The 13,996-nt window shown below is 62.3% G+C and carries 13 protein-coding genes; 5 read left to right on the top strand and 8 right to left on the bottom strand.

What is annotated here, in order from left to right; translation table 11 throughout:
- The first annotated feature begins 27 nt into the window (after window positions 1–27).
- On the top strand, window positions 28–1,917 hold the full coding sequence (locus H3028_RS05915; protein ID WP_219919942.1) for a DUF4105 domain-containing protein: 1,890 nt from the start codon (window positions 28–30) through the stop codon (window positions 1,915–1,917).
- A gap of 78 nt (window positions 1,918–1,995) precedes the next feature.
- Here H3028_RS05915 and H3028_RS05910 read toward each other — a convergent pair whose 3' ends face one another.
- On the bottom strand, window positions 1,996–2,913 hold the full coding sequence (locus H3028_RS05910) for an aldo/keto reductase (RefSeq protein WP_181296209.1): 918 nt from the start codon (window positions 2,911–2,913) through the stop codon (window positions 1,996–1,998).
- A 289-nt stretch (window positions 2,914–3,202) separates the two neighbouring features.
- Here H3028_RS05910 and H3028_RS05905 point away from each other — a divergent pair, with 289 nt between their 5' ends.
- Window positions 3,203–3,439 carry a hypothetical protein gene (locus H3028_RS05905; RefSeq protein ID WP_181296131.1) on the top strand — a complete coding sequence of 79 codons (237 nt, stop codon included), beginning with the start codon at window positions 3,203–3,205 and terminating at the stop codon, window positions 3,437–3,439.
- Between the two features lie 69 nt (window positions 3,440–3,508).
- Here the strand turns inward: H3028_RS05905 and H3028_RS05900 are convergent, their stop codons facing one another.
- Entirely contained in the window at window positions 3,509–5,449 is a 1,941-nt protein-coding gene (locus tag H3028_RS05900; RefSeq protein WP_181296130.1) for an ATP-dependent DNA helicase RecQ, read from the bottom strand.
- Between the two features lie 309 nt (window positions 5,450–5,758).
- Between H3028_RS05900 and H3028_RS05895 the strand changes: the two genes are divergently transcribed.
- Window positions 5,759–6,007, top strand: coding sequence for a DUF2790 domain-containing protein (locus H3028_RS05895; RefSeq protein ID WP_181296129.1), 249 nt, complete (start codon window positions 5,759–5,761; stop codon window positions 6,005–6,007).
- A 65-nt stretch (window positions 6,008–6,072) separates the two neighbouring features.
- On the opposite strand, the gene H3028_RS05890 is transcribed toward H3028_RS05895, so the two are convergent.
- The 4 genes from H3028_RS05890 to H3028_RS05875 all read right to left on the bottom strand — a co-directional run bounded on the left by H3028_RS05890 (window position 6,073) and on the right by H3028_RS05875 (window position 10,000).
- Complete coding sequence (locus H3028_RS05890) at window positions 6,073–6,675, bottom strand: nitroreductase family protein (RefSeq protein ID WP_181296128.1); 603 nt, start codon at window positions 6,673–6,675, stop codon at window positions 6,073–6,075.
- Between the two features lie 194 nt (window positions 6,676–6,869).
- Window positions 6,870–8,411, bottom strand: coding sequence for a phosphoenolpyruvate carboxykinase (locus tag H3028_RS05885; RefSeq protein WP_181296127.1), 1,542 nt, complete (start codon window positions 8,409–8,411; stop codon window positions 6,870–6,872).
- A gap of 164 nt (window positions 8,412–8,575) precedes the next feature.
- Window positions 8,576–9,469, bottom strand: coding sequence for an Hsp33 family molecular chaperone HslO (hslO, locus tag H3028_RS05880; RefSeq protein WP_181296126.1), 894 nt, complete (start codon window positions 9,467–9,469; stop codon window positions 8,576–8,578).
- Window positions 9,470–9,604: 135 nt separating this feature from the next.
- Window positions 9,605–10,000: an RNA-binding S4 domain-containing protein gene (locus H3028_RS05875; RefSeq protein ID WP_181296125.1), complete on the bottom strand. Its 396-nt coding sequence runs from the start codon at window positions 9,998–10,000 to the stop codon at window positions 9,605–9,607.
- A gap of 74 nt (window positions 10,001–10,074) precedes the next feature.
- Between H3028_RS05875 and H3028_RS05870 the strand changes: the two genes are divergently transcribed.
- Together H3028_RS05870 and rimK are read left to right on the top strand one after the other, a co-directional pair.
- Window positions 10,075–10,572: an ATP-dependent zinc protease gene (locus tag H3028_RS05870; RefSeq protein WP_168422601.1), complete on the top strand. Its 498-nt coding sequence runs from the start codon at window positions 10,075–10,077 to the stop codon at window positions 10,570–10,572.
- A complete protein-coding gene (gene rimK / locus H3028_RS05865; protein ID WP_025243607.1) occupies window positions 10,569–11,474 on the top strand; it encodes a 30S ribosomal protein S6--L-glutamate ligase in 906 nt (301 codons plus the stop codon). Before H3028_RS05870 ends, rimK begins: the two co-directional genes overlap by 4 nt.
- 60 nt (window positions 11,475–11,534) lie before the next feature.
- On the opposite strand, the gene H3028_RS05860 is transcribed toward rimK, so the two are convergent.
- Complete coding sequence (locus H3028_RS05860; protein ID WP_181296124.1) at window positions 11,535–12,854, bottom strand: ATP-binding protein; 1,320 nt, start codon at window positions 12,852–12,854, stop codon at window positions 11,535–11,537.
- Between the two features lie 245 nt (window positions 12,855–13,099).
- Window positions 13,100–13,834 (bottom strand): two-component system response regulator OmpR, encoded by a 735-nt coding sequence (ompR, locus tag H3028_RS05855; RefSeq protein ID WP_181296123.1) that lies wholly within the window; start codon window positions 13,832–13,834, stop codon window positions 13,100–13,102.
- Between the last annotated feature and the right edge of the window lie 162 nt (window positions 13,835–13,996).

Here is a 13,996-nt window from a genome sequence, read left to right as displayed (position 1 = left end):
ACGCTCGTCAACCTTTGTCAGGCCGACCTGCGCCTAACGCTGGACGCTAGCGATCTGCAGCAGGCCGAACGCGCGGCCAGCCAGCAGCTGCTGGACGAAGCCGTCGCCGCCCTGCCGCCGCGGGTCATCGAGCGGCTCGACCGTGAAGTCCACGTTCGCTGGCATGATGGCTTGACCCATGATGTCTATGGCAGCGCGGGCGGCAGTGTTCTGTTGCTCAACCGGCGTCTGCTCCCGACACTGACCGATGGCTCCGCGACGAGCAAGCTCACGAGTCGTCCGCATGGCAGCGTTCGCCGCGAGCTGTTGGCGACGCTGATTCACGAAGTGGGACACCTCTACGACCGGTCTCGGCTCTGGTCGCCAGAGAGCCACCGCCAGCTCGCCTTCTGCAGCCAGCGAGCCGCCAGCCTCGGCCTGGTTGGGTTGCCGGACAGCTGCCGCGGCCAGACCGAACGCCGCTTCACCCTCAGCGACGACCCGCGCCTGCTCGATCTTGCCGGCTGGCCCCAGCGCGTCGGCCAGCGAGGCGAGCGGGAGGTCAGCAATGCCCAGGCTGCCCGTAGTCCGGACGCCTATGAGCTGACCAATCCGCTGGAATTCGTCGCGGTGAACCTGGAGTATTTTGTCCTGGACCCCAGCTATGCCTGCCGGCGTCCTTCGCTGCATCGCTATTTCCGCGAGCATTTCGGCTGGCAGCCAGCCGACGTCACCGTCTGTAATACCGGACTGCCGATTCTCAATGCTGGACATGATTTCGCCCGCACGCCCCTGGTCAAACTCGATCCACAGCGGATCTATGAGGTCGATTACCTGTTCGCCGAAGCCAACGATGCCTGGGTCAGCCGCTGGGGCCATAGCATGCTGCGCCTGGTGATCTGCGCACCGGGCCGCCCGCGCGGGCCGGATTGCCGGCTGGATCTCGACCATCATCTGGTGCTGTCCTTCCGCGCCTTCGTCGGAGATGTGCAACTGTCCAGCTGGGATGGCCTGACCGGCGTCTACCCCTCGCGACTGTTCGTTCTGCCACTGGGCCAGGTAATCGACGAGTACACCAAGGTCGAGCTGCGCAGCCTCGCCTCGATCCCGCTCAAGCTACAGCGCGACGAGATCGACAGACTGGTCGAGCGCAGCGCGGAGATGCACTGGAGCTATGACGGCGACTACTACTTCCTGTCCAACAACTGCGCGGTGGAAACGCTCAAGTTGCTGCGCAGCGGCACGGCCCGCCCCGAGCTGACGGCACTGGATAGCATCTTGCCCAGCGGCTTGCTGGAAATGCTGATCAAGCGCGGCCTGGCCGATGCCAGCGTGCTGGACAACCCACGCGAGGCGCTGCGCCTGGGCTATCGTTTCGACTCCTACCGCGACCGTTACCAGGCGATGTTCGCCGTGCTTCGTGAGCGTCTGGGTCTGCCGCAGGCCGATGTCGAGCAATGGCTTGAGCTCGACGCCGAGGAGCGCCGTCCATGGATCGACAAAGCCGATCTGCGCGCCAGCGCCGCCCTGCTGCTGGTGGAGCAAGCAGCGTTGCGCCGACATCTGCTGCTGGCTCAGGAGGAGCTCAAGAAGCGTTATCTGGGCGACCGCAAGCGCGGCGATACCAGCCTGGCCAAGGCTGACGAAACCCTGCAGGACATTCTCGCCAACAGCGGTTATCTCAGCCGTCCGGCCGAGCTGCTCGATGGCGTCGGCTACGGCCTGCCGCAGGCCAGCGAGTGGCAACGCCTGGAGCAAGAAAGCAGCCAGCGCCAAGCGCGCCTGAGCCAGCTCACCGAGGCACTGAACGCTGAGGTTCGACTGCTGCTAGGTGACGAGCGCCGGCGGGAGTTGGAGAGCATCGAAGCCAACCTATCGCAGATCGGCCAGCACCTGCGCGGCCTGCACAGGGCAGCCGGCGGCCTGCAGCTACCCTGATTGTCGGCAGCGTTCGAGCGTACAACGGTATGTCCGGTGTGCGGGTGGTCATTCAATCCCCGACGCATTGCGAGGCGTTCAGCGAAACGCCTCGACGATCAATCGCCGCTGGCGTTCATCCGGTAAACGGCCCTGCCCGGCCAAGACGTTATCGACCATGTATCGCGGATTGGAGGTCGCAGGAATCACCGTGGTGACCGCGGGCTCGGCGAGGATGAATTTGAGCAGCAACTGCGCCCAGGAACTGGCGTCGATCTCGCCCGCCCAGGCTGGCAGCGGTGTGTCCTTGACCCGCGATAGCAAACTGCCCCGGGTGAAGGGGCGGTTGATAAGCGTGGCAATACCGTTATCGGCGCAGTATGGCAACAGGCGCTTCTCGGCGTTGCGTTCGCTGACCGAATAGTTGAACTGGACAAAGTCGACGGGCTCCTGCTTGAGCACCTCAAGCAGCCGGTCGTGCGCGGATTCGACATAGTGCGTCACCCCGATGTAGCGAATGCGGCCTTGCTCCTTCAGCTCGCGTAGCAGGCCAAGTTGTGTGCGGGTGTCCTGCAGGTTATGCACCTGGATCAGGTCGATGACGTCGGTCTGTAGAGCCTCGAAGCTGTCCTCGATCTGCTCCAGGCCACGTTCGCGCCCGGTGGCGGATACCTTGGTGGCGAGAAAGACCTGCGCGCGCGCCCTCTGTCGTTGGACCAACTCACCCACCACCCGGTCGGCGTTGCCATAGCTCGGAGCGGTGTCGATCAGGCTGGCACCACCTTCGACGAAGACCCGCAACACCTTGAGCAAGTCCTGCATTTCGGCATCATCGAGGGGGATGTCATGCGTGCGCGAGGTGCCCAGCCCGATCACCGGGAGCCATTCGCCAGTGGACGGAATCTTGCGCAGGCGCAGTGGCTCCGCAGCCTTGGCAGCGCCCGGGACCAGAGACCCAAGGGCAGTTATCGCCGCCAATAAGGCGGTACGGTGAAGCAGCTGGCGGCGCGTCTGCATGGATGGGTTCTCCAGGTCGGTGGCACAGCGACGCTTGAGTATGGTCGACTTCATCCGACTCTTCGGCGCATCGCCCTAGCAGAGCTTTTCCGTTTGTTTCAGATGAAGCCAGCATGCCGCTGCGCAGGTGCAGGTGCAGAGGGACGCTACGCAACGGGCAATGCAGCGTGTCGACGCGACGTACTGGCAAAAGGCCTCCATTTCGGTTCTACTTCGCGCAGCCGTATGGCTACCGCCCATTGCATCGCGTCCAGAGAAGCGTCGCAGGCTCGCAACAGATCGAGACAGCATGTCCAATCACTCGCCCAAGCCCACCAAGCAGTCGCCGTCCAACCCGCGAGAGCGCACGGAGCAAGCCGCCCGGCGGCCCAAGGCGCAGCGGCATCGACGCCACAGGCTAATCAGCCTGGCCTATGTGTTGGGCCTGTTGTTGGTCTTCATCCTCAGCCTGCTCCTGCTGCCCGCCGACACCGGCCTCGGCAAACTGTTGTGGGGTGAAGACGAGGGTGTACGCCAGGCGTTGTGACTTGGCGGAGCGCCACGCAACGTCCCCGGCTTCCATCCAGAGCCTGGCAGGCCAAGGGCTGCGGCCGTGCTAGCGGCTCTCTCGTGCCGTCACGACCCGCTCACGCACCTCGGCGTAGGGATAGGCTTCCAGCGACGCGAATCCTGGAATACTGCGAGCCTTGAGCTTGGTGAACACCGGCACGCTGATGCCGCAGAGGAAACGCGTCAGGCATTCGGTGCTGGGCGCGCGGTCCTTGAGCTGTCGATAACGTTGATTGAACTGGACGCAGCGAGCCACCATGTCCTGTTCATTCAAAGGCGTCAGTGCAGGCGGCTCGGGCAGTTGTGCGACTCGCCCCTGGCATACCGAGCAATGCCCGCACTGCTGTGGTGCTTGCGCATCGCCGAAATAGGCAGCCAGACGCTGGCTGAGGCACTCATCGGATTCAAACAACCCGAGCATGTTGTTGATGCGAGTGATCTCACTCGTTTCGTGTTGCTTGAAATAGGCGTGCAGCTCGCCGCTTAGCAGCTGCGGGTCGAAGCCCGAATTCAGCAGCGCATAGACCTCGGTCATCTGCTTGCTCTCCAGCTCGATCCAGCCCTTCTCCTGAAAATAGTCCAGCGCCTTGACCACCCGTGCGCGATCGGCGCCGTGCTGCTGATAGAGCGCATCGAAATCCAGCGTGCACCAGGTTCTCGCGCGCGCCGAGGTGTGCACGATGGCCTCGACGAATTGCCGTCGCTCGCCTTCGAATTTCGAAAGCAGCATTTCGGGTTCGAGCAGGTACTTGAAGCGATACTCTGCGAAATAAGCGAAGCGAGGCGCGATGATGCCGCGCAGCTCCAGCTGCACAAGCAGTGTTTTCAGCGGCAACTGGCGGATGTTGCTCTGATCGGAAAGCTGGTTGAGCATCAGCTCCCATTGTCCACTCGGGGCTGACTGCAACAGCTCGTCGAGCACGCAGCGAATACCTTCACGCTCCGGCGTATCGCCGTAGACGAAGTTCTGCAGCACGTTGAGGCTGTCGCGATTGGCCAGCACCAGACAGTCGGACGGCTGACCGTCGCGGCCGGCGCGACCGATCTCCTGGCTGTAGTTCTCCACCGATTTCGGCAGGTCGTAGTGCACCACGTTGCGGATGTCGGATTTGTCGATCCCCATGCCGAAGGCGATCGTGGCGACGATGCAGTTCAGCTCGCCGGCCATGAAGCGCCGCTGTATCGATTCACGCAGCTCATGGTTCATCCCGGCGTGATAGGCGCTCGCCGGAAAGCCGCGCTGCGCCAGATGTTCGGCGGCCTGTTCGGCCGTCTTCTGCTGGGTGACGTAGACGATGGTCGGCTGCCCGGTCTTGTCCGCCAGCCATTCCACCAGCCGGCGCTGCTTGTTCATGCCGACAACCGGCTCGACCAGCAGATTCAGGTTGGCGCGATAGAAGCCCGTGGTCACCACGTCCCCTGCGTCGATGGCGAACTTGGCCTGCATATCGGTAATGACCGGGGGTGTAGCCGTGGCGGTCAGCAGCAGCACCTGGGGGATGTTGAACTGGCGTTGGTAGTCGGGAAGCTTGAGGTAGTCCGGGCGGAAATTGTGGCCCCATTCCGAAATACAGTGCGCCTCGTCCACCACCAGCAGAGAAATCGGCACCTGGGCGATGAAGGTGCGGAAGCGCTCGTTCTTCAGGCGCTCCACCGAGATCATCAGAATCTTCAGTTCGCCGGACTTGGCGCGGCTCATGGTTTCGCTGAGCTGCTCACGACTCTGCGCCGAATCGATGCTGGCGGCGGCGACTCCGTGTCGGTGCAGGAATGCCAGCTGGTCCTGCATCAGCGCCAACAGCGGCGAAACCACCAGGGTCAGGTGTGGCAGCAGCAGCGCGGGCAACTGGTAACACAGCGATTTCCCGGAACCGGTAGGGAAGATCGCTGCGGCCGAGCGCCCCGCCACCACGGCGCGGATGGCCTGTTCCTGTCCGGCGCGGAAGCCGTCGTAGCCGAAGGTCCGGGCCAGGGTTTGTTCGATCATCGTGAGTCACTCCTTTGACTGGGGAGCCAGAGGTTAGCAAAAGGAGGGAGACGGTAATGCATGGCAGTCGCCGAGGCACGGCCAGCCGTCGGCCCGGGGCCCGGCAGACAAGCGCAGCCTCGCGAAACGGACAAAAAAGGGAGCAGAGGTTCAGTCAATCAGAGCCATTGAGATCGGCAATTATCGTTAGTGAGCTTACTAACAATACGATGATCGGGCTCCTGAGAAGAACCATAAGCGAAGCCGGATCAGGTGATACGGCTCGCGAACCAGGAAATACTCACGAACCCGAACAGGACCCCACCCACCATGCGCGTTACTCTCGCTATCACTGCCCTGCTGTTGTCCACTGCCTCGCTCACCCATGCCAACAGCGCCGAACCCGAGCCCTACACCTACGGCACCAAACTCGACGTCGCGTCGGTGGCCTCAATCAAGCTGGAGCCCACACCCTACTGTGAAGTAACCGACGCGGTGATGACCTATCGGGACTCCTCGGGTGAGCTGCGCAAACTCTCGTATCGGACCCTATCCGACAGCTGCAAGAATCAGAACTGACAAGGCCATCAGCCGGCGCTGGCCAATCCGCAAAGAGACGCTCGACTGAGCGTCTCTGAGGGCGCTCAGAACCGGTCGCGAATGATGACCTCATCGAACGGTAGTTTGCCGACTCGCGGCTTCGGCTCGACGGTACGCTTGCCCACCGCGACCATCATGGCGATGGCGTGGTTGTCCGGCAGATTGATCAGCTTGCCAACCGCATCGAAATCGAAACCATCCATGGGGCAGGAATCCAGGCCCTTACCACGCGCGGCGAGCATCAGCGTCTGTGCCATCAGCCCGCAGCTGCGCATGGCTTCGTCACGCTGTACCTGCGCCTTGCCGCGGTAGTAGTTGTCGATGGCGCCGGCCATGTACTCCTGCACTTCGTTCGGTGCGCCTTCCCAGACGCGGCGAACATTCTTTTCCCAGCTATCCAGCTGCGCGCAGACCACCACCAGCATCGAGGCGTCAGTCATCTGCGCCTGGTTCCAGCCCACCTCGCGTATCTGCGCACGCAGCGCCGGATCGCCGACTTCGACGAGGCGCACATGCTGCAGGTTGAAGGCCGAAGGTGCCAGCAGCGCCATTTGCAGCAGCTCATCCTTCTCTTCGCGGCTGAGCTTGAAGCTGGTGTCATAGGCCTTCACGGCGCGGCGGGTCTGGATGGCTTCTTCGATCTGCATAGGGTGGCTCCGCTTGGTAAAAATGGTGGACGCCATGCTATGCGCCTGAACTGATCGAATCCATGCACCTTCATCGATGTTATTCATCGGCCGCGTCGATCCGTCACCTGATAGCACGTCGACAATGGCGCCGACCGAGAAGCGGTCGCCCACGAAAAAGCCGCCCGCAGGCGGCTGTTTCGATATAGCGGGTGTTACAGCTGTGGACCGGCGGCCTTGATGGCCTCGGATACATCGAACTTCTTGAAGTTGTCGATGAACTTGTTCGCCAGCTCTTTGGCCGCTTCGTCGTAGGCGTTCTGGTCAGCCCATGTGTTACGCGGATTGAGCAACTGGGTATCGACGCCCTCGACGGCCTTTGGCACGTCCAGGTTGATGATTGGTAGATGCTCAGTTTCGGCACCCACCAGCGCGCCGCTCTGGATCGCGGCGATCACCGCACGGGTCGTTGGAATGTTGAAGCGCTTGCCAACACCGTAGCCACCGCCGGTCCAGCCGGTGTTGACCAGATAGACCTTGGAGCCGAACGCCTGGATGCGCTTGATCAGCAACTCGGCGTAGACACCGGCCGGGCGCGGGAAGAAAGGTGCGCCGAAGCAGGTGGAAAAGGTCGACTTGATACCGCTACCGGAACCCATTTCGGTGGAACCCACCAATGCGGTGTAGCCCGACAGGAAGTGGTACGCGGCCTGTTCGTTGTTCAAGACCGATACCGGGGGCAGCACGCCAGTCAGGTCACAGGTGAGGAAGATTACCGCGTTCGGCTCACCACCGAGGTTCTTCTCGGAACGCTTCTCGACGTACTCCAGCGGATAGGCGGCGCGGCTGTTCTGAGTCAGGCTGTCGTCGGTGTAATCGGCGACGCGCTCGTCGTTCAGCACAACGTTTTCCAGCACGGTGCCGAACTGGATGGCTTTCCAGATTACCGGCTCGTTCTTCTCGGACAGGTCGATGCACTTGGCGTAGCAACCGCCTTCGATGTTAAACACCACACCGGTGCCCCAGCCATGCTCGTCATCGCCGATCAGGTAGCGCGACTCGTCGGCCGACAGGGTGGTCTTACCGGTGCCCGACAGACCGAAGAACAAAGTGACGTCGCCTTCTTCGCCGATGTTGGCGGCGCAATGCATCGGCAACACGTCGGCTTCGGGCAGCAGGTAGTTCTGCACCGAGAACATCGCCTTCTTCATTTCGCCGGCGTAGCGCATGCCGGCGATCAGCACCTTCTTCTGAGCGAAGTTGATGATCACGCAACCATCGGAGTTGGTGCCATCGCGCTCGGGCACACACTCGAAGTTGGCGACGTTGAGCACCTGCCACTGGTCTTTGCCCGCGGGGTTGTACTGCGCCGGGTTGATGAACAGCTGGCGGCCAAAGAGGTTCTGCCAGGCCGTTGCGGTGGACATTTTCACCGGCAGGTAGTGACCTTCGGACGAGCCTACATGGACGTGGGAAACGAAATGATCCTGAGCCTTGTTGAAGGTCTCGACGCGATCCCACAGGGCATCGAACTTCTCGGCCGGAAACGGACGGTTGATCGGGCCCCAGGCGATGGAATCCTGAGTGCTGGGCTCTTCGACGATATAGCGATCAGCTGGCGAACGACCGGTCCGGTGGCCAGTTTTCACGACGAGCGCACCATTGGCGGCCAATTCACCCTCACCGCGTTTGATGGCTTCTTCGATCAGTTGAGCGGTGCTGATATCGGTATACACGGTGTTATTGGCTTGCGTCATGAGTTCCCCGTCGGCTCTGGGCCGATTCCTCCATGCTGTTGTAGCCCTCCGTAGAGTGGGCTACACCGAAAAAAGTGCGCGCGATTATGACAGAAATGACGCTGCGCTGGGTATGAGCCCGTGATGGCGAAAAGGTTCCTAGCCCCCCGAGACCTTAACCCGAGTTAGTGTCGGGTGCCGGAGGGGCCTTCGATACCCGCACCGGCAAACAGCTGGGCGACGTCCGCCGCATCGAAGCGGTAGCTGTGGTTGCAGAACTGGCAGTCGATGGTGATCACGCCACCCTGCTCGCCAAGCAATAACTCGGCGTCGTGCTGGCCCAGGCTCGCGATCGCGTTGGCCGAACGCTCACGGGAACAGCTGCAGCGGAAGGTGATCGGACGTGGTTCGAACAGCCGCACCTGTTCCTCGTGATAGAGCCGGTGCAAGACGGTTTGGGTGTCCAGGCCGAGCAGTTCCTCGGCCGACAGGGTATCGGCCAGCGTGCGCAGATGCTGCCAGCTGGCCTCACGCGCTTCGCCGTCACGGATGCGATCGGCCGGCAGCTGCTGCAGCAGCATGCCGCAGGCACGGCGACCGTCGGCGGCGAGCCAGAAACGCGTCGGCAGCTGCTCGGACGAGGCGAAATAGTTCGACAGACTGTCAGCCAGATTGGCGCCGTCCAGCGCGACGATACCCTGGTAGCGCTGGCCATTGGTCGGATCGATGGTCATAGCCAGCACGCCTTCGGGCATCAGCTCGGCCAGGGTGGAGCCCGGGGTCAGCTGCTCTTCGTGATAACGGGCGATGCCGCGCACCTCGCGGTTGCTCGAGCATTCAACCATCAACAGCGGTACCGCTCCGGCCGAACGCGCCTGCAAGACCATCAGGCCATCGAATTTCAGCGTGCCGACCAGCAGCCCCGCCGCCGCCAGCAATTCGCCCAGCAGCTGCGCAACCGGCTCCGGATAGTCGTGCTTGGCCAGCACCTCGGCGTAGCTGCGTTCGAGCCCGACCCACTCGCCACGCACATCGGTGTCATCGAAGAGGAATCGCTGGGTGTAATCGGAATCGAGCATTAGCATAACCAGAGCAGATTGAAGGCCGGTGCCGCTGCGCAGATGCCGAGCTCATCGACTCGACCATCACGCACGGCGCCTGAAAGAAGGGACCGCATTCTAGGTCGAAAGTGGCAACGGTCCAACTGCCGATGCTCAGCCGGCGTCGGAGCGGAAGCGCTGCAAGGCTCGACGCTGCTTCTTGCTCGGTTTACCGTCGGTTTCCACGCCCAAGGTTCCTGCCTTGCGCATCGCCGCAGCGTTCTCGCGACGTGCCAGGCTTTCAGCAGTTTCCTCGTAGAGCAACTGTGCCTCCGGCGCGCCTCGGCGCACAGCAGACAACGCTCGAATCACCACCGTGCGCTCGTCGAAACCAGCGCGAATCACCAGCTCTTCGCCGAGTTTCGGCTCCTTGCTCGGCTTGCAGCGCTCACCGCGACAATGCACCTTGCCGCCCTCGATGGCGGCCTTCGCCAGCGCCCGCGTCTTAAAGAAGCGCGCGGCCCATAACCACTTGTCCAACCGGACTTTGCCGTCGTCTTTTTCGCTCATCGGTCAACTCAGCCAGCCGTCGTGTTGTCATAGAGTCGTACAGGTAGATGCGGTTGTCATGCACCCCGTCTAGAATGCGCGGAAATCTACTGGATACGCTTTTGTTGAACAGTCCCGACCCTCAGACAGTCATCGGTTTGCGCGAATGGATCGCCCTGCCTGAGCTCGGCGTGGTCGGCCTGCGCGCAAAAATCGATACCGGCGCCAGCACGTCCGCATTGCATGCCACCGATATCAGCGAATTCGAGCGCGGCGGCAAACGCTGGGTTCGCTTTACCGCCCACCTGGGCACCCTCGTACAGCGGCGCCATCGCTGTGAGGCGCCGGTAATCGCACGCAAGACGATCAAAAGCTCCAACGGCCATGTGCAGACCCGCTATGTGGTACGCACATTGCTGGCGCTGGGCACTCATCTGTGGCCCGTGGAATTCACCCTTACCTGTCGCAAGACCATGCGCTATCGCCTGCTGTTGGGATCAAAAGCCCTGATGGACGGCAAATGGCTGGTCGACCCTGCGCGCACTTACGTGCAGGAAAAACCCCAGACCCTTACCTCTCCCGGTGCCCAATGAAAATCGCCGTGCTGTCGCGCAACCCACGTTTGTATTCGACCCGCCGCTTAGTGGAGGCAGGCCAACAGCGCGGCCATGAAGTGGTTGTGATCGATACTCTGCGCGCCTACATGAACATCGCCAGCCACAAGCCGCAGATTCACTACCGCGGCCGCCCTCTGGAAGGCTTCGATGCAGTGATTCCGCGGATCGGCGCCTCCGTCACCTTCTACGGCTGCGCGGTCCTGCGTCAGTTCGAAATGCAGGGGGTGTTCCCGCTCAACGAATCGGTGGCCATCGCCCGCTCGCGCGACAAGCTGCGCTCGCTGCAACTACTGGCGCGCCGCGGCATCGGCCTGCCGGTGACCGGTTTTGCGCACTCGCCCGACGACATCGCCGACCTCATCCGGATGGTCAACGGCGCGCCCCTGGTAATCAAGGTGCTCGAGGGGACTCAGGGTATCGGGGTAGTCATGTGCGAAACAGCCACCGCCGCCGAGTCGGTGATCGAAGCGTTCATGGGTCTGAAGCAGGACATCATGGTTCAGGAATACATCAAGGAAGCCGGCGGCGCGGACATCCGCTGCTTTGTGGTCGGCGACAAGGTCATCGCCGCGATGAAGCGTCAGGCAAAGCCTGGTGAATTTCGCTCGAACCTGCATCGCGGCGGCACTGCCAGCCTGATCAAGATCACCCCCGAGGAGCGCATGACCGCCATCCGCGCGGCCAAAGTCATGGGCCTGAGCGTGGCCGGCGTCGATATCCTGCGATCCAATCACGGTCCGCTGGTGATGGAAGTGAACTCCTCGCCGGGCCTGGCCGGCATCGAAGAAACCACCGGCAAGGATGTCGCGGGACTGATCATCCAGTATCTCGAAAAGAACGCCGGCCCACACCTGACGAGAACCAAGGGGAAGGGTTGAGCTGCCCCTATCCAGCCGTCAGTACCGCCGCGCCTGCTACAGCGAATGTTTACAGCGGCTTCAAAGCTTTCTCGCATCCCTTGGCAGCAGCAAGCCTAACGGCAGACTGACCCTGGCCTCCAGCCCACCACCCTCGCGGTTGCGTAGTTCGATCACCCCCCCATGCTGCGAGGCGATGCGCTTGACGATGGCAAGACCGAGGCCAGCCCCCTGGCCGCCGCGAGCGCGATCGCCACGGATGAAGGGATTGAAGATCTCCCCCAGCTCACTCGGATCAATCCCGGCCCCTCGATCTAGCACGCTGAGCACCACATAGGGCGCGCTGCCGTCGCCGGAAACGTAGGCGGCGACTTCCACGCCATGACCACCGTAGCGCAGGGCATTTTCGATGAGGTTGACCAGCAGGCGCTTGATCGATACCCGGCGCAGGGCCAGCGGCGGCATCGGCTCGACACACAGGCGCACGGTTTCACCGAACTGGTTGTAGGGCGCCACGACCTCTCGCACTAGCTCGCCGAGGTCGACGCTTTCCACCGGCTCGTCGCTGCCGTCGCGAACAAAGGCGAGGAACTGGTCGAGAATCGCATTCATGTCCTCGATATCGCGCACCATGTCCTCGGTGAGTTCAGAATCGCTGCTCATCAGCTCCAGCGATAGGCGCAGACGGGTCAGCGGCGTGCGCAGATCATGGGAGACACCGGCGAGCATCAGTTCGCGCTCGCGCCCGGCCTGTTCGACATCTTCGGCCATCTGATTGAACGCGCGGTAGACCTCGGTCATCTCGCTTGGCGTGTCGCTGATGGGCAGCCGCACACGGCGGCCTTTGCCGATCTGTCGGGCCGCGTAAACCAGGCGCTTGAGTGGCAGGTTGAGCTGGCTGACGAAAATCCAGGCGGCCGCGGTGGACAGCAGACCGATCCCGAGGAACCAGCCCAACACGCTCCAGATCCGCTGCCCGCGCAACGGATACGCGTAGAGCGGCACCTGTAGCCAGTCCGAGCCCAGGCTCGGCGCCCGCACCCAGATCGCCGTCTGAGGCTGGATACGCACTCGTACCTCGGTATCCTCACCGAGTTCGGCCTGCATCTGCCGCTGGAAGATCTCCGTGTAGGGCCAGTGGTATTCGCTGGGCGGCACTTCCTCGGCGGTGACCCGCAGCAGCCCGGCGGCCTCGGCGATGCGCTCGCGATTTTGGTCGTCGGCTGCCCAGTACGCACGCAGCGTCAGCGCCGCGCCGTGGCTGTACTGGCGATCGACCATGACGTCTTCGTTCATCATCAGGTACACCAACATCAGTACCTTGGAGAACAACACGACGATCAGCACCATCCACAGGGTGCGAGCGAAGAAACTTTGCGGAAACCAGAGCGGGGTTTTCATAAAAAAGCCGATTAAGAGCGCTAGAAGCAAAAAAAAACAGCGATGTGGGCTTCATTTTGTAGAGTGAGTCGGGCGGCGCTCCGCTTCAGCCCACCAATGCGAGCGGGCGTGGTGGGCTGAAGCCCACTCTACGGCCCTGGCGATTGACCATGACATCTTTGAGCGCCGCCCGGCCCACCTTGCGACGCGGAGCGAAAAAAGCGCGGCACCACAATCCCGTTCAGTCTCGAGTGCATTACCGGATGCTATTTGTTGCCATCAGGTACGAAGACGTAGCCGACGCCCCAGACCGTCTGGATGTAGCGCGGCTTGGACGGGTCCGGCTCGATCAGGCGGCGCAGGCGGGAAATCTGCACGTCGATGGAGCGCTCCAGGGCATCCCACTCCCGGCCGCGGGCCAGATTCATCAGCTTGTCTCGGGTCAGCGGCTCGCGGGCGTGCTGAACCAGCGCCTTGAGCACGGCGAATTCACCGGTGGTGAGCATGTGAATCTGATCGCCCTTCTTCAATTCGCGGGTTCCCAGAAACAACTCGTAATCGCCGAAGGTTACCGTCTGGTCTTCGCTGCCCGGTGCGCCGGGGACCTGCGGTGCCTGGCGACGCAGCACCGCACGGATCCGTGCCAGCAGCTCGCGGGGGTTGAAGGGCTTGGCCAGGTAGTCGTCGGCGCCTTGCTCCAGGCCTTGAATCCGGCTGGCCTCGTCCCCCTTTGCCGTCAGCATGATGATCGGGATCTGGTTGCCACCGGTGCGCAGCCGATTGCAGGCGGACAGGCCGTCCTCGCCGGGCATCATCAGGTCCAGCACGACCAGATGGAACAACTCCCGGCTGAGCAGACGATCCATCTGTTCGGCACTCTCCACGGTTCGCACGCGATAGCCCTGCTCGTCGAGAAAGCGCTCGAGCAGACGCCGCAAACGGGCGTCATCGTCAACAATCAGGATCTTTTCGCCTTCGCTGGCGGGCGCAGTGCTGCTCATGGAAACTCCCCGAATGATCGACGGCGCATTATGCGCGCAGTGGATAAACGCAACTGAAAGCCATTGTTAGCAGATTTTGCGGTGGTAAGCCGAGGGTCGAAAGGATGAACCGACAGTTCACCGTCGGCTTTTTCGTCCAGCTTCCAGCCTCAAGCGGTCCGC

The sequence above is a fragment of the Pseudomonas sp. Q2-TVG4-2 genome (assembly GCF_013620795.1).
Taxonomy (GTDB): domain Bacteria; phylum Pseudomonadota; class Gammaproteobacteria; order Pseudomonadales; family Pseudomonadaceae; genus Stutzerimonas.
This window is presented reverse-complemented; position numbering and strand designations above follow the sequence as displayed.

Coding starts and splice junctions, on each gene's coding strand:
- ompR (WP_181296123.1), bottom strand. CDS start 13,834: ATGAGCAGCACTGCGCCCGCCAGCGAAGGCGAAAAGATCCTGATTGTT.
- H3028_RS05870 (WP_168422601.1), top strand. CDS start 10,075: ATGCGCGGAAATCTACTGGATACGCTTTTGTTGAACAGTCCCGACCCT.
- rimK (WP_025243607.1), top strand. CDS start 10,569: ATGAAAATCGCCGTGCTGTCGCGCAACCCACGTTTGTATTCGACCCGC.
- H3028_RS05910 (WP_181296209.1), bottom strand. CDS start 2,913: ATGCAGACGCGCCGCCAGCTGCTTCACCGTACCGCCTTATTGGCGGCG.
- H3028_RS05875 (WP_181296125.1), bottom strand. CDS start 10,000: ATGAGCGAAAAAGACGACGGCAAAGTCCGGTTGGACAAGTGGTTATGG.
- H3028_RS05900 (WP_181296130.1), bottom strand. CDS start 5,449: ATGATCGAACAAACCCTGGCCCGGACCTTCGGCTACGACGGCTTCCGC.
- H3028_RS05860 (WP_181296124.1), bottom strand. CDS start 12,854: ATGAAAACCCCGCTCTGGTTTCCGCAAAGTTTCTTCGCTCGCACCCTG.
- hslO (WP_181296126.1), bottom strand. CDS start 9,469: ATGCTCGATTCCGATTACACCCAGCGATTCCTCTTCGATGACACCGAT.
- H3028_RS05890 (WP_181296128.1), bottom strand. CDS start 6,675: ATGCAGATCGAAGAAGCCATCCAGACCCGCCGCGCCGTGAAGGCCTAT.
- H3028_RS05895 (WP_181296129.1), top strand. CDS start 5,759: ATGCGCGTTACTCTCGCTATCACTGCCCTGCTGTTGTCCACTGCCTCG.
- H3028_RS05885 (WP_181296127.1), bottom strand. CDS start 8,411: ATGACGCAAGCCAATAACACCGTGTATACCGATATCAGCACCGCTCAA.
- H3028_RS05905 (WP_181296131.1), top strand. CDS start 3,203: ATGTCCAATCACTCGCCCAAGCCCACCAAGCAGTCGCCGTCCAACCCG.